Annotated in this window: 23 protein-coding genes; 20 read left to right on the top strand and 3 right to left on the bottom strand. The window is 55.7% G+C overall.

Annotated features, from left to right (window positions below; translation table 11 throughout):
- Nucleotides 1-33: 33 nt before the first annotated feature.
- Together ACM66T_RS04005 and ACM66T_RS04010 are read left to right on the top strand one after the other, a co-directional pair.
- On the top strand, nucleotides 34-3108 hold the full coding sequence (locus ACM66T_RS04005; RefSeq protein ID WP_231020513.1) for a MutS-related protein: 3075 nt from the start codon (nucleotides 34-36) through the stop codon (nucleotides 3106-3108).
- A gap of 11 nt (nucleotides 3109-3119) precedes the next feature.
- Complete coding sequence (locus ACM66T_RS04010; protein ID WP_231020514.1) at nucleotides 3120-3347, top strand: hypothetical protein; 228 nt, start codon at nucleotides 3120-3122, stop codon at nucleotides 3345-3347.
- Between the two features lie 78 nt (nucleotides 3348-3425).
- Here the strand turns inward: ACM66T_RS04010 and ACM66T_RS04015 are convergent, their stop codons facing one another.
- On the bottom strand, nucleotides 3426-4292 hold the full coding sequence (locus ACM66T_RS04015) for an HpaA family protein (protein ID WP_231020515.1): 867 nt from the start codon (nucleotides 4290-4292) through the stop codon (nucleotides 3426-3428).
- A 223-nt stretch (nucleotides 4293-4515) separates the two neighbouring features.
- Between ACM66T_RS04015 and ACM66T_RS04020 the strand changes: the two genes are divergently transcribed.
- Nucleotides 4516-4842: a hypothetical protein gene (locus tag ACM66T_RS04020; protein WP_231020516.1), complete on the top strand. Its 327-nt coding sequence runs from the start codon at nucleotides 4516-4518 to the stop codon at nucleotides 4840-4842.
- Nucleotides 4843-4844: 2 nt separating this feature from the next.
- Nucleotides 4845-5939 (top strand): succinyl-diaminopimelate desuccinylase, encoded by a 1095-nt coding sequence (dapE, locus tag ACM66T_RS04025; RefSeq protein ID WP_231020517.1) that lies wholly within the window; start codon nucleotides 4845-4847, stop codon nucleotides 5937-5939.
- Here dapE and ACM66T_RS04030 read toward each other — a convergent pair.
- Together ACM66T_RS04030 and ACM66T_RS04035 are read right to left on the bottom strand one after the other, a co-directional pair.
- Nucleotides 5933-7381 (bottom strand): ATP-binding protein, encoded by a 1449-nt coding sequence (locus ACM66T_RS04030; protein WP_231020518.1) that lies wholly within the window; start codon nucleotides 7379-7381, stop codon nucleotides 5933-5935. The genes dapE and ACM66T_RS04030 overlap by 7 nt on opposite strands.
- Entirely contained in the window at nucleotides 7374-8564 is a 1191-nt protein-coding gene (locus ACM66T_RS04035; protein WP_231020519.1) for an amidohydrolase, read from the bottom strand. Before ACM66T_RS04035 ends, ACM66T_RS04030 begins: the two co-directional genes overlap by 8 nt.
- A gap of 107 nt (nucleotides 8565-8671) precedes the next feature.
- Here ACM66T_RS04035 and ACM66T_RS04040 point away from each other — a divergent pair, with 107 nt between their 5' ends.
- The 16 genes from ACM66T_RS04040 (at nucleotide 8672) to atpD (ending at nucleotide 20862) form a co-directional block, all read left to right on the top strand.
- On the top strand, nucleotides 8672-9064 hold the full coding sequence (locus ACM66T_RS04040) for a thioredoxin family protein (RefSeq protein WP_231020520.1): 393 nt from the start codon (nucleotides 8672-8674) through the stop codon (nucleotides 9062-9064).
- On the top strand, nucleotides 9064-9438 hold the full coding sequence (locus ACM66T_RS04045; RefSeq protein WP_231020521.1) for a RidA family protein: 375 nt from the start codon (nucleotides 9064-9066) through the stop codon (nucleotides 9436-9438). The genes ACM66T_RS04040 and ACM66T_RS04045 overlap by 1 nt, the downstream gene beginning before the upstream one ends.
- Before the next feature lie 225 nt (nucleotides 9439-9663).
- Complete coding sequence (gene rplU / locus ACM66T_RS04050; protein ID WP_231020522.1) at nucleotides 9664-9972, top strand: 50S ribosomal protein L21; 309 nt, start codon at nucleotides 9664-9666, stop codon at nucleotides 9970-9972.
- A 17-nt stretch (nucleotides 9973-9989) separates the two neighbouring features.
- Nucleotides 9990-10247, top strand: coding sequence for a 50S ribosomal protein L27 (gene rpmA / locus ACM66T_RS04055; protein ID WP_231020523.1), 258 nt, complete (start codon nucleotides 9990-9992; stop codon nucleotides 10245-10247).
- A 137-nt stretch (nucleotides 10248-10384) separates the two neighbouring features.
- On the top strand, nucleotides 10385-11485 hold the full coding sequence (gene obgE, locus ACM66T_RS04060; protein ID WP_231020524.1) for a GTPase ObgE: 1101 nt from the start codon (nucleotides 10385-10387) through the stop codon (nucleotides 11483-11485).
- A complete protein-coding gene (gene proB, locus ACM66T_RS04065; RefSeq protein WP_231020525.1) occupies nucleotides 11482-12252 on the top strand; it encodes a glutamate 5-kinase in 771 nt (256 codons plus the stop codon). Before obgE ends, proB begins: the two co-directional genes overlap by 4 nt.
- Nucleotides 12249-13157, top strand: a complete 909-nt coding sequence (gene fmt, locus ACM66T_RS04070) for a methionyl-tRNA formyltransferase (RefSeq protein WP_416768794.1) — start codon at nucleotides 12249-12251, stop codon at nucleotides 13155-13157. Before proB ends, fmt begins: the two co-directional genes overlap by 4 nt.
- Complete coding sequence (locus tag ACM66T_RS04075) at nucleotides 13138-13770, top strand: biotin--[acetyl-CoA-carboxylase] ligase (protein ID WP_231020527.1); 633 nt, start codon at nucleotides 13138-13140, stop codon at nucleotides 13768-13770. Before fmt ends, ACM66T_RS04075 begins: the two co-directional genes overlap by 20 nt.
- Complete coding sequence (locus ACM66T_RS04080; protein ID WP_231020528.1) at nucleotides 13767-14549, top strand: ParA family protein; 783 nt, start codon at nucleotides 13767-13769, stop codon at nucleotides 14547-14549. The genes ACM66T_RS04075 and ACM66T_RS04080 overlap by 4 nt, the downstream gene beginning before the upstream one ends.
- A 9-nt stretch (nucleotides 14550-14558) precedes the next feature.
- Nucleotides 14559-15404 carry a ParB/RepB/Spo0J family partition protein gene (locus ACM66T_RS04085; RefSeq protein WP_231020529.1) on the top strand — a complete coding sequence of 282 codons (846 nt, stop codon included), beginning with the start codon at nucleotides 14559-14561 and terminating at the stop codon, nucleotides 15402-15404.
- 131 nt (nucleotides 15405-15535) lie between these two features.
- Nucleotides 15536-15958 (top strand): F0F1 ATP synthase subunit B', encoded by a 423-nt coding sequence (locus ACM66T_RS04090; RefSeq protein WP_231020530.1) that lies wholly within the window; start codon nucleotides 15536-15538, stop codon nucleotides 15956-15958.
- A gap of 9 nt (nucleotides 15959-15967) precedes the next feature.
- Complete coding sequence (locus tag ACM66T_RS04095) at nucleotides 15968-16483, top strand: F0F1 ATP synthase subunit B (protein ID WP_231020531.1); 516 nt, start codon at nucleotides 15968-15970, stop codon at nucleotides 16481-16483.
- Entirely contained in the window at nucleotides 16483-17016 is a 534-nt protein-coding gene (locus ACM66T_RS04100) for a F0F1 ATP synthase subunit delta (RefSeq protein WP_231020532.1), read from the top strand. The genes ACM66T_RS04095 and ACM66T_RS04100 overlap by 1 nt, the downstream gene beginning before the upstream one ends.
- 21 nt (nucleotides 17017-17037) lie before the next feature.
- Nucleotides 17038-18555: a F0F1 ATP synthase subunit alpha gene (atpA, locus tag ACM66T_RS04105; RefSeq protein ID WP_231020533.1), complete on the top strand. Its 1518-nt coding sequence runs from the start codon at nucleotides 17038-17040 to the stop codon at nucleotides 18553-18555.
- 8 nt (nucleotides 18556-18563) lie between these two features.
- Entirely contained in the window at nucleotides 18564-19454 is an 891-nt protein-coding gene (gene atpG, locus ACM66T_RS04110) for an ATP synthase F1 subunit gamma (protein ID WP_231020534.1), read from the top strand.
- Between the two features lie 10 nt (nucleotides 19455-19464).
- Entirely contained in the window at nucleotides 19465-20862 is a 1398-nt protein-coding gene (atpD, locus tag ACM66T_RS04115; RefSeq protein ID WP_231020535.1) for a F0F1 ATP synthase subunit beta, read from the top strand.
- Nucleotides 20863-20884: the final 22 nt, after the last annotated feature.

Below are 20884 nucleotides of genomic sequence, written 5' to 3' on the forward strand. Positions count from 1 at the left end.
ACAAAAACAACGTTATCGCAAGGGTTTTATGTCGTGCTACACAGCGAGATTGATGCAGTTCTCAACAGCAAAGACCGCCTGCTGACCGAGGTCTATTTCGACCTGCAGCGCCGTTTCGAGGAGAAATACGGCAGCGATACGGTCGTCTTTATGGAGATCGGTACTTTCTATGAAGTCTATGAGGTCAACAATGACGACATGCAGGTGGGCAAGGCCAAAGAGATGGCCGAACTGCTCAATATCCAGCTGACCAAGAAGAACAAGAACATTGCCGAAAACAGCGTCAAGAACCCCTTCCTTGCCGGCGTACCCTCCGTCTCCTTTGAGCGCTACCTGAATCGTCTGATCCAGGAGCAACGCTACACGATCATCGTCATCCGCCAGAAGGGGGTGCCGCCGAAACTCAGCCGTTACATCGGCCAGATCATCTCCCCGGGCACGAACTTCGACCACACCGTCGACAACGACGACAACTACATCGTCTCCCTGCTGATCGACCGCCACAAGGAGATCTACAGTGTCGGCTACGCGGCAATCGACGTCACGACGGGAAAGACCTGGCTTTACGAGACTTATGGCACGAGCGAAGACCCCACCTACGCCCTGGACGAGATCTTCAATCTGCTCAATATCTACCGCACCACGGAGGTGGTGCTGACCTTCCTGGAGGGGGTGGAGAACCAGAAAGAGGTGATCCGATACCTCGAGATCAGCGAGCACTATGCCTACAGCGTCAACCACGAGCGCCCCAAGATCGACTACCAGAATGAGCTGTTCCAGAACGTCTACCAGATCCAGTCCCTGCTGTCGCCCATCGAGCACCTCGACCTGGAGCGGCACCCCTTCGTTTCCGAGGCGCTCTCATCGCTGGTGCACTTTGTCATCGAACACGATTACCACATCATCCAAAAGCTCGCCCGCCCGAAGATGATCGACAACACGCGCTACATGTACCTCGGCAACAATGCCCTGGAGCAGCTGGCGGTCCTCTCCAAAGACCGCAGCGACATGACGCTGCTCAAACTCATCGACAAGAGCGTCACGGCCATCGGCAAGCGCCTGCTGAAAGAGCGCCTGCTCAACCCCATCCAGGAACGCGGCGAGCTTGAGCGCCGCTACGGTCTGATCGACCGGGTGATGCCGCACGTGCGGATGCTCGGCGACGCCCTGCGGGGGGTCTACGACCTCGAACGCCTGCACCGCCGGATCGCCCTGGCGCGGCTGCACCCCTTCGAGATGAACTATGTCCACGCGTCGCTCGTCGGCATCCGCGAACTGATGGAGTTCGTCAAACGCCACAAGCTCATCAAGACCCCCTTCAGCGAGCAGGAGGTCGATACCTTTATCCGCGACATCGAGCAGAGCATCGACCTGGAGGTGTCGCGCCGCTTCACCGTCAGCACCGTCGACGACAACTTCCTGCGCCGGGGGGTCGACGTGCAGGTGGATGCGCTGGTGGACGAAAACGCCCGGATGCTGCAGCACTTCGCGATCATCATGGACGCGATGGAGCGGATGCTCGGCGAGCAGGGGGCGGCTGCGGGCAGCGGCGGCTACGTCTCCCTGGGGGTCCTGGATAAAGAGGGGCACTACATCTCCATGAGCCGCACCCGCTGGGCGATGATCGAGAAGGAGTTCGCCTCCGGCAGCGTCGACCTGGGGGGCGAGACCGTCTGTTTCAGTGATTTCAGCGTCAAGCGGCTTACCAACAGCGTCAAGATCACCTCGGAGCTGACCGAACAGCTCTCCGACAAGATCATGCGCAACCAGGCGAAGATCATTGCCCTGGTCAAGGAGCGCTTTATTGCGCTGCAGCGCACCTTCGAGCGGCGCTATACGCTCCTGTTCGAGCGGATCATCGGCTACGTGGCCGACCTCGACGTCGCCGTCGCTTCCGCGCGGGCGGCACAGCAGTACAACTTCGCCTGCCCGACGATCGTCGACGTGCACGAGGACGAGAACTTCCTGCAGCTGATGGCGCTGCGCCACCCGCTCATCGAGATACAGGAGCGGCAGGGGGTCTACGTGCCCAATGACATCGTCATGGGCAACCGCGCCTATATGGACCTTCCCTATCCGGAGACGGTGATGCTCGATCCCGCCGTGCATGACGGGCACGAGGTCAACGGGGTGCTGCTCTACGGCATCAACTCCAGCGGGAAATCCTCGCTGATGAAGAGCATCGGGCTGGCCGTGCTGATGGCACAGGCCGGCTTCTACGTGCCGGCGTCGTCGATGAAGTTCTCCCTTTTCGAGTCGCTCTTTACCCGGATCGTCTCCCGCGACAACCTGCAAAAGGGGCTCTCTACCTTCGCCGTCGAGATGATGGAACTCAAAAACATCTTCAACCGCGCCGGGACGCGGTCGCTCATCCTCGGCGACGAGATCTCCCACGGCACCGAAACGCTTTCCGGCGTCGCCATCGTCGCCAGCGCGATCATGAAACTGGCGAAGCTGCGCTCCATTTTTCTCTTTGCGACCCACCTGCATCAACTGGCGTCGATGGAGGAGATGCGTCGGCTGGAGAACGTCGTCGACCTGCACCTGAGCGTGGAGTACGATGAGGCGCTTGACCGGCTGATCTTCAACCGTGTACTGCAGCCGGGCAGCGGCTCGAGCGTCTACGGGCTGGAGTTTGCACGCTCCTTGCATATGGACCAGGAGTTTCTGGAGGCGGCGAACCGCATCCGCAAGCGCCTCTCCAACGACTTCGACGAACTGGAGCTGCTGGTCAAAAAACGCACCAGTAAATACAACAAGGACCTCTTTGTTACCACCTGCGTCATCTGCGGGGCGAAGGCGGAGGATGTGCACCATATCGCCCACCAGTCCAGTGCGGACAGCCGCGGCTACATCGGCCATATGCCCGTCAACCACCGCCACAATCTCATCCCCCTCTGCCGGGATCACCACCGGGAGATCCATGAGGGAAAACTTGTCGTCAAAGGGTTTGTCATGACCTCCAACGGTCTGGAACTCGACGTCGAGGCACAGTTGGCCAAACCACAGGTCGTCACCGAGGAGGTCCCGGAGATCAACGAAGCCGAAGTGCCGGAACCACAGCCCGAAGCACCGGGAAAAGCGTCAATCGACATGGACGATTTTTAAGAGGATTGCCTATGGAGTTCAAGCCGCATTCGCAGGCACAGCTCAAAGCCCTTAGGGTGACGGCGGGAGCGGCCTATATGATCGAGTATCTGAACAAGGACTACTTCAATGGCGAAGAGACTGTCGAGCGGGGGAAGGGGACGGCTGTCGTCACGGCGCAGGGGATCTTTTTCAATGTCCAGGACCCCTACGGAATGGTGAAGCTTGTCATGCAGGCACGTGTGATCGCCCGCAGCTGAAGGAAGAATGTATTGGAGTGCTGGTTCCCCTCCCTCAGGAGTTGACATTGATGGCGGGAAAGCAGCTGTAAAGCGTGATCAATAACGTTTGAGTCCTTTGAGATTCTCAACGTCAGGTTGGTAGCTCAAAATTTCTTCACGATCAAGATACGCCTGTAGTTTTTGAACAGTTTGAGCATAGAACTTATTGATGGCATTTGTCAACGCAACATCTGTTGTATCAACGAGTTCATCCGGGGCAGTCATTTTTTCGATCGCCGTATTCGTTAAACCGTTACCGCCTTGGCTGGTCTGTTTGGCATAGATATAGGGCTCTGCAATATTGAAATCTGACAGATTTATTCTCCTTTTCATGAAGACTTGTCCCGTCATCGGTTCCATCATAGTGACAACGACATTACCGCCGATTTGAATAACTCCGTTTTCTTCGTAATAGAGGTCAGCATAATTTGTGTCTGTAATTTTTTTATCAATGACCAGATTGATTTTCGGGATACAGGCCAAATATACTGTCTTCTTCTCACCATAAGTCATATCGTCGAAAACGCTGTATGGCCCTTTTAATGTGAACCCTTTAGCGGTCAAGATTTCACTAATGGATGTTTCCAAAGCGCTTTTCAATCTTTGTGAATAGCCGGTCTGGAAAGCATTGCTAAAACTGTAGTTGATATTGGTACGTTGCATTTGGGCCTGCATCATGAGTGCAAGTGGAGATGCATCTCTATTTGCAGTCTGTTGAACAGCGGCATTTTTTGCAAATTCTGGGCTGACGATTGCGATTGTTTCATTAGTGGCACTCTCTCTTGCAAGAGGGACGTTCTGCAGATTGAGTGTACCAACTTCTTTTTTTACCGGAATTTTTGTGCTACAGCCTGACATGAGTGATGAAACGAGGATACCGGCGATCCCCATAGCAAACATATAGGCAAGTTTGGTTTTTACCATAAAAAAACCTCCATTTAATAATTTAAATCAACGGAAGTATATATATAAAAACTGGAAATATGCTTAAAAATATGAAAAAATAACATATAAAAATATAAATTAGATATTTATTTTGGCTTTTGGTATTTGTTTGAAACAGTACGTTCATTTTTTCTGAGGCAAGTAAAACGCTATAATCTTGCATAAATTCAAGATGCTAAGAGAGATTATCATGCGAGTATGGATGACGTTTTTAACGATACTTTTTTTATTAGGCGGCTGTACCCAGGAGACGCAGAACAAGTTCGGCCACGGGCTGCAGAACTGGACGGGAACCAATGGGGTACTCGATATCTACAGCGGCGGCAAGCTCGTGATGCGTTTTATCAAGATCGGCAAGATGAGTACGGGCAAAGGGACCGATGACGGTTCGCCGCGCCCCTTCCGCTACAGCTACGGTGTACTCGACAGCAACTTCAACTACAAAGTCGACAGCGGTGAGAAGAAGATCTATTTCGAGGTCAGCGACTACTCGACGGCGTATGTCTTCTATGAGAACCCGAAAGGCTGAGTTTGGACGTCATTGCACTCTTTAAGCACCTGATCGAACGCAAGAGCGAGACGCCCGACGACGGTGGTATCCTCGATTTCGTCGAGGGCTACCTGGACGGCTTCACCGCCGTGCGCATCGACGTCGCCGAGGTGAAAAACCTCTTTATCTACAAACGTTTCGGCGAGGGGGAACACCTCTGTTTCGCGGGACACGTTGACGTCGTCCCGGCGGGCGAGGGGTGGGACACGGACCCCTACACAGCCGTCGAGAAAGCGGGGAAGATCTACGGCCGCGGCGCGCAGGATATGAAAGCCGGTGTGTCGGCGTTCCTGCAGGCGGTCAAGGAGACCGAGGCATTCCGGGGGACCCTTTCCCTGCTGCTGACCTCCGATGAAGAGGGACCGGCGAAACACGGCACCGTGGAACTGCTCAAGTGGCTGCAGACGGAGGGGATGCTTCCCGATGCCTGCATCGTCGCCGAACCGACCTGCGAAGACGAGTTCGGCGACGCCATCAAGGTCGGCCGACGCGGCTCCATCAACGGGGTAATCGAGAAGCGGGGCAAACAGGGGCACGCCGCCTACCCGGAAAAAGCAACAAACCCCATCCACAAAGTTGCCAAGGTGCTGCACCATATGGCGGGGGTGAACCTAGACGAGGGGGATGAATATTTCAGCCCCAGCCAGTTTGTCGTGACCGACATCCGCGCGGGGATGGAGGTGACCAACGTCACGCCGGGCAAGCTGAAGATGATGTTCAATGTCCGCAACTCTACGAAGACGGCCAAGGAGGACATCGAGGCTTTTGTCCACCACTATTTCAAGGAGATGGATTATACCCTGAGCCTGGACCAGAGCGCCAAGCCCTTTGTCACCGATGCAAATACCCACATCGTGCGCACGATCGACGCTGCGATCGAGTCGGTCACGGGCCTGCGTCCCAAACACTCCACGGCGGGCGGAACTTCCGACGCCCGTTTTATTGCCGAATACGGCATCGATGTTATCGAGTTCGGGGTACGCAACGACACAATCCATGCGCCCAACGAGTGTACGACGCCCGAGCAGGTCAGGGGGCTCTGCGACGTCTTTAAAAGGGTGATCGCGACCTACTGAACCTCTACGCCCGCAGGGGCGACCCTTGCTTCGTCGGCCTGAATATACTCCAGCATCGCCTTGGCATGCTGCGAATAGCACACCAACTGCTCCTCGTCGACAAACCGGCTGTTTTTACGCTGCAGTCGCAGATAATCCTCATTATGATAGTAACTGAAGAAGACACCGCTGTAGAAGAAATGGCGACGGCCCAGCATGGCGACGACTTCGTCTATCTCCTCGATATGGTGGAGGTTGATATCGGCATACACCATTTCGCAGTGGTCGGTGTGCATCAGGTCGATCAGCTCATCGAGCGCCTCGTCATCGGGCAGCCCCTCGATAATGATGAACCCGACATTGATATAGGGGTTTAAATGGTGCGAAAGGAGCTGGCGATTGGGATTGGCCGGTCTGCTGGTCGAATTTTCCACCTTCGCGCAGCGGTAGGCGGCTTCAATCTGCCCGGCATAACGCTGCGGCAGCGAGCGGTAGCGTTTATGGGTGTCAAAGACGAGGAAGCTGATCATCGCCCCGCTGCGCAAGGAAGCCTTGATCTGGCGTTCGATCTCCGTCTGGGAAGGGACCTCGCCCAGTACGATCGCCGTTTCGCACATACCGTGTGAGAGGTTGGCCCTCTGGCTGTAGGGGTGCAGCATCAGCGCTTCGCCGTAGATGGCGTTGAGATGCATCGCCCTGGCGGTGACGATGATCGTATCGAACATGCGGTTCATGATCCCCATCTTCTTGAATTCCGGGTCGACGGCGGCTATGGCGATTTCGGCGATGTCGGCGCGGCGGGAGAGCACCAGGGCGAAATGGCCGACGACGCGCACCCCGTAGACGGCGACGATGGAAACGACTTCCCGGTCCTGGTTGAGCTGCCGGATCTTGACGGGATCGTAGAACTGGCTCTTGTAGTAGGTGTAGTGGTAGTTTTTATAGATAAGCTGGGCGATCCCCTCGGCATCCGACGCTTCGAAACGCCGGACATCGAGCCGCTGCAGGATCGTCTCCTTGTCCGGTAGTGCCGTCGAGGTTTTGCCGGTACGGATGTCATAGTTGTGCTCGAAGGCCTGGATGACGCTGAAACGTTTTCCCCTGTTCTCGAGCATGGTGAACCAGAAACGGTCGACGAGGTCATAGATGCGGTAAAAGCCCTTTTCATGCTGGGTGGTGTGGTCGACCGCCTCGCTCATGAAAGGGGTAAAATCAAAGGGGAGCCCGCTGTCCTCCACATCGATCTGCAACTGCCGGGGAGTTATGGTGAAACGGACCGTGACATCCATGTTCTCCAATTTTTCATAGGCGTGTTCGACGATGTTCTCGAGCAGCTGGTCGATCGCTTCGGAGAGCTGCTCTGGGCGATGCAGCGGCAGCAGCTGTCTCAGGTGTTTGCAGGTGTAGCGCAAGAGGCCGAAGTGGGTTTTGCTGGTGAGGCGGATTTCGATGAGGTCACGCATCGTCCATCGCTTTCAGTGCCGCGAGGGCCATGATCTTCATGCCGTAGCGCAGGGCGTCGTCGTCGACATCGAAGCGGGCATTGTGCTGGGCGACGCAGGTCCCTTTTTCGGGATCGCAGGTTCCCAGCCGGAAGAAGGCACCGGGGACGATCTCGAGGTAGCGCCCGAAGTCCTCCCCGCCCATCACGGGGTCGGCGAGATCGATGACGTTCGCTTCTTCCAGTACCTCCGAGGCGGCGGCGCGGACGATGTCGACCATGGCGTCGTGGTTCTGCACTTCCGGGGAACCGTAACGGTAGGCAAAGTCGTAGGTGGCGTGCATGGAGTCGCAGATCCCTCTGATGGAGACCTCCATCATCTCGGGGATGGCGTGGCGGACGTCATGGTTGACGGTCCGCACCGTCCCACACACCTTGACGTGGTCGCAGATGACGTTGGGGGCCTTGCCCCCTTCGACGGTTCCCAGCGAGATGACGGCAGGGTGCAGGGGGTCGATCCGCCGGGAGACGATATGGTTGAGGGAGTTCACCGCCATCGACATGACGAGGATGGCGTCGACCCCTTCGTGGGGACGGGCACCGTGCGCGCTTTTGCCGAAGATCTCGATCTCGAAGGTATCGGCAGAGGCGAGCATGACCCCGTACTTGTAGCCGACCTGGCCGGTAGTAAGGTAGGGGTAGGCGTGCAGCCCGAAGATCGTCTTCACGTTTTCGAGGGCGCCGTGGGCGATCATCTGCGAACTCCCTCCTTCCGTGATCTCCTCGGCGGGCTGGAAAATGAAGCGGAGGTTCTGCCCGAGGCTGCTTTCAACGCGCTTGAGGGCCAGGGCGGTCCCCAGCAGTATGGCGGTATGGGCATCGTGCCCGCAGGCGTGCATGATGCCCCGGGCCTGCGAAGCATAGTCCGCCTCTGTACGCTCCTGGATCGGCAGGGCGTCGATGTCGGCGCGCAGGGCGACGAAGGGAGCGTCCGGGTTGACGACGATCTCGGCGATCAGCCCGTAGTGCTCCTCGAACGAGCGGACCTGCAGCCCCTCCGCTTCGAGGATAGCCTTGATCATCAGGGTCGTATGCTCCTCGGCACCTGAAAGCTCGGGATGGGCGTGCAGTTCGTGCCGCAGCGTCACGATCCGCTCTTCGATGGCGTCAATCGTTTCGAACAGTGTGGTTTGCCGTGTTTCCATGCGTCACCTTCCCCGTTTGATTTGATTATAGTGCAGTCACATTAAAAGCAATCTTTGGCGCGCCGCGCATTTCTTGTGCTAAAATGGACCTACTATAGAGGGGGCACATGCGCTATCTGCTGAATATTGTTTTTTTCGCCGCACTGCTCTTTGGCTCCCCGACGGAGTGGGCGAAGAGCCTGGACGATGCCAAACGGATAGCCGCGGCGGAGGGAAAACTGGTCTATGTGCTGATCACGGAGCCGGGCTGCCGCTGGTGCAAGCGCTTCAAACGTACAACGCTGCGCGACGATGGGGTCCGCCGACGGCTCGATGGTATGGCCGTCGGGGTGGAAGTGGAGCGTGGCAGCGGGAGCTATCCCGAAACGCTCAAGGCACCGATGATTCCGATGCACTATTTTTTAAGTCCCGATGAGAGGGTTTTGGTTAAAATGCCGGGCTACTGGAACATAGAGGATTTTATGTCCATACTCGACGATGTGGAAAGGAAACGAAAATAATGCAATATGTACAGACAGAAAACGCCCCAGCGGCTATCGGACCCTACTCGCAGGCGGTCAAAGTGAACGGGATGGTCTACACCTCCGGGCAGATCGCGCTGACCCCGGCGGGAGAGATGCTTGAAAACGATATCACGGTTCAGACGAAGCAGGTCCTCGCAAACTTGACGGCGGTGCTTGAAGCGGCGGGCAGCGGCCTGGACAAAGTGATCAAAACAACGATCTTCCTGGACAGCATGGACGATTTCGCAACAGTAAACGCTCTTTACGCAGACGCCTTTGGTGATCATAAGCCGTCGCGTTCAACGGTGGCGGTCAAAACCCTGCCCAAAAATGCCCTTGTGGAGATAGACGCGATTGCCCTTGCGGATTAAAGCCTTTTTGGCTATAATTCGCCCACTAAAAGAACAGGGACCTCTCTTGAAGACTGAGAGTGTAACCAGAGGAGCGCGCTGAAGTCGCGGCATGCGTGTCGTTGAAAGCGCTCCTCCATCCAGGCGCTAAAAGGCCTGATCGAACTGATTGTCACGTTTTGATGAGTCGGATACACTCTGAGTCTTTAAGTAGAGATTCTTTTCTATACATTACAAGGAAATGCTATGTACGCAATCATCAAAAACGGTGGCAAGCAGTATAAAGTAGAAGAGGGCGATATCCTCCTGCTTGACAAAATGAGCCTTGAGCCGAAAGCAACGCTCGAGATCAAAGAAGTACTCGCGGTCAATGCCGGTGAGCTGAAAGTCGGTGCTCCTTTTGTTGACGGTGCGGTTGTCACTGCAGAAGTCATCAACGAAGGCCGCGACAAGAAAGTCACGATCTACAAGAAACGCCGTCGTAAAGACAGCAAGCTCAAGCGCGGTTTCCGCCGCAGTTTCACACGCGTTCGCATCACGAAGATCGCGGCGTAATCTAGGAGGAGTTCGATATGGCACACAAGAAAGGTCAAGGTAGTACACAGAATAACCGCGATTCCGCGGGACGTAGACTTGGTGTGAAGAAATTCGGTGGCGAAGTTGTCAAAGCCGGAAACATCATCGTTCGCCAGCGTGGTACGAAAGTCCACCCGGGCCAGAACATCGGTATGGGCAAAGACCACACGCTCTACGCGCTGGTTGACGGCATCGTCCAGTTCGAGCGCAAAGATAAGACCCGCAAGCAGGTCTCTATCGTCCCGGCTTCCTAAGCCGCTTTTTAAACTACACGCCGCCCGAGCTTAGCTCGGCGCCGCTGCTTTCTATAAGAATCACCTTTATTTAACAGTATACTTCTAAACGGATGTCCAAGTCTTCTGTTGAGTGAAGCCCTACAAGGATTTAATGCATGTTTGTCGATCAGATCGAATTGGAATTGTCATCAGGGAAAGGCGGCGCAGGCTGTGTGGCGTTCCGCCGCGAGAAATTCGTCGTCAACGGCGGCCCGAACGGCGGGGATGGCGGAAGGGGCGGGGACGTCTGGTTCCGCGTCGACAACAATACCCACACCCTGGCCCATTACCACGGCAAGCATAAGCTGGTGGCGGAAAATGGCCGCCCCGGCCTCGGCTCCAACATGACGGGCAAGTCTGCATCGAAGCTCTTTGTCATCGTTCCCCCGGGCACCCAGGTCTTCGATGCCGAGAGCGGCGAACTGCTGATGGACCTGGTCAGCGAGGGGCAGGAGCAGAAGCTGCTGCAGGGCGGCAAAGGCGGCCTGGGGAACACCCACTTCAAATCCTCGACGAACCAGCGCCCGACCTACGCGCAGCCGGGCGAACCCGGAGAAACGCGCCGGGTCCGTCTGGAGCTGAAACTGATCGCGGATGTCGGCCTGGTCGGATTCCCCAACGTCGGTAAATCGACGCTCATCTCGACGGTCTCCAATGCGACGCCGGAGATCGCGAACTACGAATTTACGACATTGACGCCGAAACTGGGGCAGGTCCGCGTCAGCGATTTCGAATCCTTTGTCATGGCGGATATCCCGGGGATCATCGACGGCGCCAGCGAAGGACGCGGTCTGGGACTACAGTTCCTGCGCCATATCGAACGGACCAAAACGCTGCTTTTCATGATCGACCTGGCGTCGTACATGACAATGACTTACCAGTACGAGACGCTGCAGCAGGAGCTGGAACGTTTCAGCGAGATGCTCGCCACACGCGCCTTCGCCATTGCGCTGACCCGCGTCGACGCCCTCTCCAAAGAGGAAGCCGAGGAGAAGATCGCGGAGATGATGAAGCTGGTGGGGGTATCCCCGTCGCAGAAAAGCCGCTACGGATTCGATGACGCTCTGCCGTTTTACGAGCAGGACCTCTCCGACGAATCCCAGAGTTTTGACCGGGAAAAACCCTTTTTCATGGTCCCGATCTCCTCGGTTGCCCATGAGAACATCAAGCCCCTCAACTTTGCGCTGCATACACTGGTGGAGATGGAACGCGCGTGAAACGGATCGTCCTCAAGGTCGGCAGCGCCGTCCTCACCGAGAACAATCGCATCGCCCGCGACAGGATGCAGAACCTTGTCGATCTGATCGCCCGGCTCAAGGAGCGTTACGAAGTGATCCTCGTTTCCAGCGGCGCCGTGGCGGCAGGCTATACGGAGCTGAAGCTCGATAAGAGCGTCCTGGCGAACAAGCAGGCGCTCGCGTCCATCGGCCAGCCGCTGCTGCTCAACCGCTACAAGAAGAAGTTTGAGAAGCACGGTATCCTGCCGGCGCAGGTCCTGGTGACGGCGGCTAACTTCTATACGGAGAGCCAGGCAGAAAAAGCCCGAAACACCATCGACACCCTGATCGAGAACGGTGTACTGCCGATTATCAACGAGAACGACGCCACCGCCGTCGAGGAGTTGGTCCTGGGGGACAACGACCAGCTTTCCGCCTATACGGCGTACCATTTCAACGCCGATCTGCTGGTGATTCTCTCCGACATAAACGCCTATTACGACAAGGACCCGCACTGTCACGACGATGCCTGCGTCCGGCCGCTCGTACACACCATCAAAGCGGAGGAGCTCTCGAAGGAGGTGACGCCGCACAACAACTTTGCAACCGGGGGCATCGTCACCAAACTCAAAGCGGCGCACTTTCTCCTTGAACGCGGCCGCAGCATGTTCCTGGCCAGCGGTTTTGAACTGGAAGACGTCGAGAACTTCCTGCTGCATGACACCCAGAGTGGCGGGACGCTCTTTACCCCGGAGGTGTCGGTATGAAAGTGATCTTTATGGGTACCCCCGACTACGCTTCACGGATCCTCGAGACACTGATCGCGCAGGATGACATCGAGGTCGTCGCCGCTTACACCCAGCCGGACAAGCCCGTGGGACGGAAAAAAGTGATGACGCCGCCACCGGTCAAAACGGTGGCGGAGGCGGCGGGCATTCCCGTCTATCAGCCTGATCGTCTCCGCGATGAAGTGACGGTTGAGACGTTGCAAGCGATCCCGTGCGACTATATCGTTGTTGCCGCCTATGGGCAGATCCTGCCCAAGGCCGTGTTGGCACACGCCCCTTGCATCAACCTCCACGCCTCCATCCTGCCGCAGTACCGCGGCGCCAGCCCGATCCAGCAGAGCTTGCTGAACGGGGACAAAGAGACCGGCGTGACGGCGATGCTCATGGAAGAGGGGCTCGACACGGGGCCAATTCTTCTCATTGAACGTATCGCCATCGGCGACGATGAAACGGTGGGGAGCCTTTTCGAACGGCTGACCGACCTCGCCGCGGAAATGACGCCGCAGGTGCTGCGCTCCTACCCGAAGCTGACGCCGGTGCCGCAGAACGACGCCGACGCAAGCCTCTGCAAGAAGATCAGCAAGGCCGACGGCGAAGTCGCTTTTGACGACGCCCGCTCCCTCTATAACAAGTACCGTGCCTTCACCCCCTGGCCGGGGGTCTACCTGGAAAGCGGCCTGAAACTGACAAAGATGCATCTGGCGGAAGAAGACGGCGGTTTTGTTCCGGGGCGTATTCTCGCCGTTGAGAAATCGCGGGTGAAAGTAGGCTGCAGCACGGGTGCACTCTGGATCGAGACGGTCCAGCCGCCGTCGAAAAAAGCGATGGCAGTCGTTGACTACCTCAACGGGAAACGGCTCGGCCTTGACGATACACTGGCTTGACCGGGTCGATTCCACCCAGCGCTATCTCATTGACGCCCTGAAAACAGGAGAGAGACCCCCCTTGGCGGTGGTGGCGGATGCCCAGGACGCCGGGCGGGGGAGCCGGGGGAACAGCTGGACGGGGTTGGAGGGGAACCTCTTTTTCTCCTTTGCCGTGGCGCGCAGCGCATTGCCCCCGGACCTGCAGCTTGAATCCTCCTCCATCTATTTCGCCTTTTTGCTCAAAATGGCCCTTGAAGATGCCGGGTCGGACGTCTGGCTGAAATGGCCGAACGATTTTTACATCGGCGAACAGAAAATCGGCGGGACGATCACGACAATGCGGCAAAATACCCTGGTGTGCGGCATCGGGCTCAACCTGAAAAATGCCCCGGAGGGGTTTGCTGCTCTGGACATTGAAATTTCACGAAAAAAGTTATTAGATGATTATTTTTCAAGGCTGGAAGGATTTCCAAAATGGAAGGAAATCTTCAGACTATACGCGCTAGAATTTGACAAAAGCAGACGGTTCCAAACGCATAATAATCATCATAAATTTTCCTTAGAAAACGCGGTGTTATGCGACGATGGATCGGTTATGTGTGACGGGCAAAGGATATACAGCCAGCGATGAGTGAAGTAATTGTAATCGCCAATCAAAAAGGCGGGGTAGGCAAGACGACGACTGCGGTAAATCTCGCGGCGTCCCTTGCCGTTGAAGGGAAAAAGGTGCTGCTGATCGATGCCGATCCCCAAGCCAATGCCACGACATCGCTGGGATATACCCGTAACGACTACGAGTTCAATATCTACCATGTATTGATCGGGGCAAAGAAGCTCGGCGACATCATCCTGACGACCGAATTGCCGATGCTGGATCTCGCGCCCTCGAACATCGGCCTGGTCGGGGTGGAGAAAGAGTATTACGACTCCAGCCAGAGCAAAGGTCGCGAACTGATCATGAAAAAGGCGATCGCGCAGGTCAAAGAGCATTATGACTATGTCATTATCGATTCGCCGCCGGCACTAGGGCCGATGACGATCAACGCCCTGAGCGCCTCGAATTCGGTCATCATCCCGATCCAGTGCGAATTCTTCGCCCTGGAGGGGCTGGCACAGCTGCTGAACACGGTGCGCCTGATCCGTAAAACGATCAACCCCGCGCTGGCGATCAAGGGGTTCCTGCCGACGATGTACAGCTCGCAGAACAACCTCTCCAAGCAGGTCCTGGCGGACCTGCGCCAGCACTTCAAGGAGAAGCTCTTCACCGACGAGATGGACGACTGCATCGTCATCCCGCGCAACGTGAAACTGGCGGAAAGCCCGAGTTTCGGTAAACCCGCCGTCCTGTACGACGGACGTTCCAGCGGCTCCGTGGCCTACCAGAACCTTGCTCAGGCGATCCTGGCGTAACGGATAGGTATGGCAAAAGCGAAATCCCTTGGACGCGGCCTGGGCGAACTGCTCGGAGAGATCGAAGAGGCCTACGATCACGAAATCCCCAAAAACGCCCAGGTCGTAGAGGTCCCCCTCTCACAGATACGGCCGAACCCTTTCCAGCCCCGGAAACATTTCGATGAAAAAGCGCTGGGAGAACTGGCCGCTTCTATCAAAGCCCACGGCCTGATCCAGCCCATCGTCCTCGTCGAAGACGTCGACGGCTACATCCTCGTCGCGGGCGAACGTCGCTGGCGTGCAAGCAAACTGGCGAAACTGAAGACGATTCGTGCGGTCATCGCCTCCTTGGACGAGGCGCAGATGCGCCAGCATGCGCTGATCGAGAATATCCAGCGCGAGCAGCTCAACGTCGTCGAACTGGCTCAGGCCTACGAAGAGTTGATCAACCTCCACGGTCTGACCCAGGAGGAGCTGGCGGCAGTGGTCCACAAAAGCCGCAGTCACATCACCAACACGCTGCGGTTGCTGCAGCTCTCCAAGAAGAGCCTCTCCGCCCTCGTGGACGGGACGATAAGCGCCGGCCACGCCAAAGTCCTCGTCGGGCTGACCGATAAGGAACAGAAGGTGATGGTTGACTCCATCCATGGCCAGAAGCTCAGTGTCCGCGAGACGGAACAGATGGTCAAACGGTTGAAGAGCCGCGGCGAGCATGAAGTACAGGAGAAGCCGAAAGCCCCAGAATACGACCTCGGGGCCGTACGGAACGCCCTCTCAGGCGGGGGGTTTTCTGTGGCTTCCGGAACGAACAAAATCACCATCACTTTTCGCGATGAGCAGGAGATTGCCCGTTTTCTGGACATCCTCGGCTGACCGCTGCATTAATTTGTAACCAAAAAATTTCACCCTTTTGTAATTTTTCTCCTTTTTCGCTTTTTCACCTCCCAACTTAACAGGGTTTTTAATTTATAAGTTGTATAATCACGCAACTTTTAGGAGGTGATATGTTAGATATTAGTCCACTGCTGCTCATCAGTACAGCTGTTGTCTTCCTTATCCTTATCGCCGTTCTAAACGGTATGCTCTACAAACCTCTCTTCGCTTTCATGGAAAAACGTGACCAAGACATTCAGAACGATCTGGCGGAAATCGGCTCAAACGACGCCGAAGTCAGTGCACTGAACGAAACGGCAAATTCCATTATCAGCGAAGCACGTTTGCAAGCGGCTGCGGAACGGGAAAAAGTGATTGCGGATGCAAAAAAAGCGGCGGAAGCCGCCATCGGTGCCAAGCGTGCTGAGCTGGCCAAAGCCTACGATGCCTTTGAGGCGGAACTTGCGACAGAGCGCGATAACCTCCGCTCAGCGCTTGCTGCAGAGGTCCCGGCTTACGTCGAGGCTGTTAACGCCAAGATCAGCAAGATATAAGGAGATATGATGAAAAAACTGTTGGTAATGACCCTGTTCGTTTCAGCATCGCTCTTTGCTTCATCCGGTGCCGAGCACGGTGCGACAGATATTCTTCCGCGTACGGTCAACTTCCTGATCTTCGCCGGAATCCTGTGGTATTTGCTGGCGAAGCCGGTCAAAGGGTTCTTTACCGGTCGTGCCGGTGAAATCGCCGACCGTCTGAACAGCATTCAGGAGAAACTGCGTGCCTCTGAAGCGGAAAAAACCGCTGCGGAAGCGCGCGTTGAAGAGGCGAAAACCTTTGCGGCTGAACTGACGGCAACAACGGAAAAAGAGAAAGAGGTTCTCAAGAAGCAGATTGAAGTCCAGTCTGCCAATGAGATCGCCGTTCTCGAAAAACAGATGAAAGACAAAGAGAACCTCGCGGAGCGCCAGATGGTCCGCGGTGTGGTCGAAACCGTTCTTTCAGATGTGACGGCACAGAGTACAGCTTCTCTCGATAAAGAGAAGATGGCTGACATCATTATGAAGAAGGTGGCTTAATGGAAGCGATGATCGCACAACGTTACGTCAAAGCCCTCACTTCTATGATGGATGCCGAGGCTCTGACCAATACAAAAATCCTTTTTGATGCGCTCGCGGATGCTTTTAAAGAGAAAGCGTTTGCCGATATCATCAATGATCCTCAAATCGGTGACGCTGCGAAAGAAGAGCTCCTGCTCGCCATCGTAGCGGGTGCCGACAGCAGCGCGGTGAACAACCTGATCAAACTGCTGGTCGAGAAAAAGCGCCTGACGGTTATCCCGGCGATCGCGGAATCACTCCGCCTGACACTGGCAGGGATGAACAAAACCTATGAAGGCAAGGTCTACAGCAACACGGCGGTCGAAGCATCGACCCTCGCGGCGCTGAGCAGCGACCTCGGTAAAAAGATGGATGCGACGATCACGCTCGCCTTCGTCGCGTCGGATTATGACGGTATCAAAGTAGAAGTGGAGGATCTCGGTGTCGAGGTCAGCCTCTCGAAGAGCCGCATGAACGCTCAACTCGTTGAGCACATCTTAAAAGCAATTTGATCTTGGAAAGGAGATAGCATAGTGGTAGCAAAAGTACAAGCAGATGAAATCAGTTCGATCATCAAAGAACGTATTGAAAACTTTGAACTGAACGTAGAGATTAATGAAACAGGGAAGATCGTCTCTTACGGAGACGGTGTTGCTCAGGTCTATGGCCTGTCCAATGCAATGGCCGGTGAAATGGTCGAATTCGAAGACGGGACTCAGGGTCTTGTCCTCAACCTCGAAGAGAGCAGCGTCGGTGTTGTTATCCTCGGTAAAAGCGGTGCACTGCGCGAAGGCATGAGCGTCAAGCGCCTGGGCAAACTGCTGCGTGTACCGGTCGGTGACGCACTGCTCGGTCGTGTTGTCAACGCCCTCGGTGAGCCGATTGACGGCAAAGGCCCGATCGAAGCAACGGAAAACCGTTTCGTCGAAGAGAAAGCACCGGGCATCATGGCACGTAAATCCGTCCATGAGCCGATGGCAACGGGTATCAAGTCCATTGACGCCCTCGTGCCGATCGGCCGCGGTCAGCGCGAGCTGATCATCGGTGACCGCCAGACAGGTAAAACAACCGTTGCACTCGATACGATCATCAACCAGAAAGGCAACGGTGTTGTCTGTATCTATGTTGCTGTCGGTCAGAAAGAGTCTACGGTTGCTCAGGTCGTCCGCCGCCTCGAAGAGCACGGCGCACTCGAGTACACTATCATCGTTTCCGCGACAGCGTCCGAAGCGGCTGCACTGCAGTTCCTCGCACCGTACACAGGTGTCACGATGGGTGAATACTTCCGTGACAACGCTCGCCACGGTCTGATCGTTTACGATGACCTTTCCAAGCATGCGGTCGCTTACCGTGAAATGTCTCTGATCCTCCGCCGCCCTCCGGGCCGCGAAGCGTTCCCGGGTGACGTTTTCTATCTCCACTCCCGCCTCCTCGAGCGTGCTGCGAAGCTCAACGATGAGAAGGGCGCAGGTTCTCTGACGGCGCTGCCGATCATTGAAACACAGGCAGGTGACGTTGCGGCATATATCCCGACAAACGTTATCTCCATTACCGACGGACAGATCTTCCTCGAGACTGACCTGTTCAACTCCGGTATCCGCCCGGCGATCAACGTCGGTCTCTCTGTATCACGTGTCGGTGGTGCAGCGCAGATCAAAGCGACCAAGCAGGTTGCCGGTACACTGCGCCTCGACCTGGCACAGTACCGCGAACTCCAGGCGTTCGCCCAGTTCGCTTCCGACCTCGACGAAGTCAGCCGCAAGCAGCTCGAACGCGGTCAGCGCATGGTCGAAGTTCTGAAGCAGCCGCCGTACTCTCCGCTGACTGCTGAAAAGCAGGCACTGGTGATCTTCGCGGGTAACGAAGGTTACCTTGATGACATGCCGGCGAGCAGCGTTGTCAAGTTCGAAGCAGAACTGTATCCGTTCGTAGAAGCTTCTTATCCTCAGATTTTCGAGAACATCCGTTCTACATCAAAAATCGACGATGAGACGAGTGCACTGATGAAAAAAGCGATCGAAGAGTTCAAAGCGTCTTTCGTCGCTGAGTAAGGACCATCATGGCCAACTTAAAAGATATTCAACGACAGATCAAGAGTGTCTCTAGCACGCAGAAAACGACGCGTGCGATGAAGCTCGTCTCCACGGCGAAACTTCGTCGTGCGGAAGAGCTCGCAAAGCGCTCACGTCTTTTCGCCGAAAAAACGAATGCCATGATCTCTGAACTGGCCAGCCAGATCGAATGTATGAAGATCGGCGGTATCGAAAACCGCGCGTTCTCCGAGATTGAAGCGCCGAAAATGGTCGATATCATTTTCGTGACGGCCGATAAGGGCCTCTGCGGCGGCTTCAACATGCAGACGATCAAAGCCGTTCGTAGGCTGATGGCCGAGTTTAAAGACGAGAAGGTGAAAGTTCGCCTTCGCGGTATCGGCAAGAAAGGGATCGAGTTCTTCAGCTATAACCAGGTGGAGATGCTCGACGAAGAGATCGGTCTGAGCTCTGCGCCGGACATGGATCGCGCCGCCGATTTCATGGATGCATCTATCCAGGACTTCAAAGATGGCAAGATCGACGGTGTCTACGTCGTCTACAACGGCTACAAGAACGTCATCACGCAGGAACTCCACGTCAACCGCATCATGCCGGTCGATACGGAAGAGTTTGACTGTAAGGATGTGAGCAAAGGTTCCCTGCTGGAACTGGAAGCGGAAGACAGCGAAAAGATGCTGGATGCCCTGCTGACCAAGTACGCCGAGTACAACATGTACTACGCCCTGATCGATTCGGTCGCGGCGGAGCACTCTGCGCGGATGCAGGCGATGGATGCGGCTACGAACAACGCCAAAGAGATGGTGAAGAAACTGACAGTCCAATATAACAAGGCGCGTCAGGAAGCAATTACGACCGAGCTGATCGAAATCATCAGCGGCGTCGAATCGATGAAATAGGAGGAATCGAATGGTTGGAAAAATTATCCAGGTCATGGGACCGGTTGTCGACGTTGAGTTCGACGGAAATCTTCCTGCGATCAATGAAGCGATCGAGGTAAAAGCAAGTGTGGAAGGCAACGAGTACCGTCTGGTACTTGAAGTCGCTTCCCACCTCGGTGACGGTCGTGTCCGTACGATCGCCATGGATATGACTGAAGGACTTGTCCGCGGTACGGAAGCCGTTGCGACAGGTGCTCCGATCAAAGTACCGGTCGGTGACAAAGTTCTCGGCCGTATCTTCAACGTTATCGGTGAAACGATTGACGAAGGCGATCAGGTAACTGACGCTGAAATGTGGTCTATCCACCGCGATCCTCCGCCACTCGTCGAGCAGAGCACGAAAACTGAGATGTTCGAAACGGGTATCAAAGTCGTCGACCTCCTCGCACCGTATGCAAAGGGTGGTAAAGTCGGTCTGTTCGGTGGTGCCGGTGTCGGTAAAACCGTTATTATCATGGAGCTGATCCACAACGTCGCACACGCACACAGCGGTTACTCCGTCTTCGCCGGTGTCGGTGAGCGTACCCGTGAAGGTAACGACCTCTACCACGAGATGAAAGACTCGAACGTACTGGACAAAGTTGCCCTCTGCTACGGCCAGATGAGCGAGCCTCCGGGAGCACGTAACCGTATCGCACTGACGGGTCTGACCATGGCGGAATACTTCCGTGATGAAAAAGGCCTCGACGTTCTGATGTTCATCGACAACATCTTCCGTTTCGCGCAGTCCGGTTCCGAGATGTCTGCACTTCTCGGCCGTATTCCGTCCGCTGTTGGTTACCAACCGACACTGGCACGCGAGATGGGTGCACTGCAGGACCGTATTACGTCTACGACGAAGGGATCAATCACTTCCGTCCAGGCGGTTTACGTCCCTGCGGATGACCTGACTGACCCGGCACCGGCGTCTGTCTTTGCCCACCTTGATGCGACGACGGTTCTGAACCGTAAAATCGCTGAAAAAGGTATCTACCCGGCCGTCGACCCGCTTGACTCTACGTCTCGCCTGCTCGACCCGCAGATCATCGGCGAAGAGCACTATAATGTTGCTCGCGGTGTCCAGAAGACGCTGCAGAAGTACAAAGACCTGCAGGATATCATCGCGATCCTCGGTATGGACGAGCTTTCCGAGGACGACAAAGCGACTGTCGAACGTGCACGTAAGATCGAGAAGTTCCTTTCTCAGCCGTTCTTCGTTGCAGAGGTCTTCACGGGCGCTCCGGGTAAATATGTCACTCTCGAAGACACGATCAAAGGCTTCAAGGGAATTCTCGAAGGTGAATACGACCACATGCCGGAAAACGCATTCTATATGGTCGGTGACATGAAAGAGGCGATCGAAAAAGCTGAAAAAGCCAAAGCGTAATCTTTTTCAGTGCAAAAGGAAT

The sequence above is a fragment of the Sulfurimonas sp. ST-25 genome, from assembly GCF_048079205.1.
In the GTDB taxonomy this organism is placed as follows: domain Bacteria; phylum Campylobacterota; class Campylobacteria; order Campylobacterales; family Sulfurimonadaceae; genus Thiomicrolovo; species Thiomicrolovo sulfuroxydans.

What these genes read in the sequence shown, in the direction of transcription:
- ACM66T_RS04010 (WP_231020514.1), top strand. Translation starts at nt 3,120, where the DNA reads ATGGAGTTCAAGCCGCATTCGCAGGCACAGCTCAAAGCCCTTAGGGTG.
- ACM66T_RS04015 (WP_231020515.1), bottom strand. Translation starts at nt 4,292, where the DNA reads ATGGTAAAAACCAAACTTGCCTATATGTTTGCTATGGGGATCGCCGGT.
- ACM66T_RS04020 (WP_231020516.1), top strand. Translation starts at nt 4,516, where the DNA reads ATGACGTTTTTAACGATACTTTTTTTATTAGGCGGCTGTACCCAGGAG.
- ACM66T_RS04030 (WP_231020518.1), bottom strand. Translation starts at nt 7,381, where the DNA reads ATGCGTGACCTCATCGAAATCCGCCTCACCAGCAAAACCCACTTCGGC.
- ACM66T_RS04035 (WP_231020519.1), bottom strand. Translation starts at nt 8,564, where the DNA reads ATGGAAACACGGCAAACCACACTGTTCGAAACGATTGACGCCATCGAA.
- ACM66T_RS04040 (WP_231020520.1), top strand. Translation starts at nt 8,672, where the DNA reads ATGCGCTATCTGCTGAATATTGTTTTTTTCGCCGCACTGCTCTTTGGC.
- ACM66T_RS04045 (WP_231020521.1), top strand. Translation starts at nt 9,064, where the DNA reads ATGCAATATGTACAGACAGAAAACGCCCCAGCGGCTATCGGACCCTAC.
- rplU (WP_231020522.1), top strand. Translation starts at nt 9,664, where the DNA reads ATGTACGCAATCATCAAAAACGGTGGCAAGCAGTATAAAGTAGAAGAG.
- rpmA (WP_231020523.1), top strand. Translation starts at nt 9,990, where the DNA reads ATGGCACACAAGAAAGGTCAAGGTAGTACACAGAATAACCGCGATTCC.
- obgE (WP_231020524.1), top strand. Translation starts at nt 10,385, where the DNA reads ATGTTTGTCGATCAGATCGAATTGGAATTGTCATCAGGGAAAGGCGGC.
- fmt (WP_416768794.1), top strand. Translation starts at nt 12,249, where the DNA reads ATGAAAGTGATCTTTATGGGTACCCCCGACTACGCTTCACGGATCCTC.
- ACM66T_RS04080 (WP_231020528.1), top strand. Translation starts at nt 13,767, where the DNA reads ATGAGTGAAGTAATTGTAATCGCCAATCAAAAAGGCGGGGTAGGCAAG.
- ACM66T_RS04085 (WP_231020529.1), top strand. Translation starts at nt 14,559, where the DNA reads ATGGCAAAAGCGAAATCCCTTGGACGCGGCCTGGGCGAACTGCTCGGA.
- ACM66T_RS04090 (WP_231020530.1), top strand. Translation starts at nt 15,536, where the DNA reads ATGTTAGATATTAGTCCACTGCTGCTCATCAGTACAGCTGTTGTCTTC.
- ACM66T_RS04095 (WP_231020531.1), top strand. Translation starts at nt 15,968, where the DNA reads ATGAAAAAACTGTTGGTAATGACCCTGTTCGTTTCAGCATCGCTCTTT.
- ACM66T_RS04100 (WP_231020532.1), top strand. Translation starts at nt 16,483, where the DNA reads ATGGAAGCGATGATCGCACAACGTTACGTCAAAGCCCTCACTTCTATG.
- atpG (WP_231020534.1), top strand. Translation starts at nt 18,564, where the DNA reads ATGGCCAACTTAAAAGATATTCAACGACAGATCAAGAGTGTCTCTAGC.
- atpD (WP_231020535.1), top strand. Translation starts at nt 19,465, where the DNA reads ATGGTTGGAAAAATTATCCAGGTCATGGGACCGGTTGTCGACGTTGAG.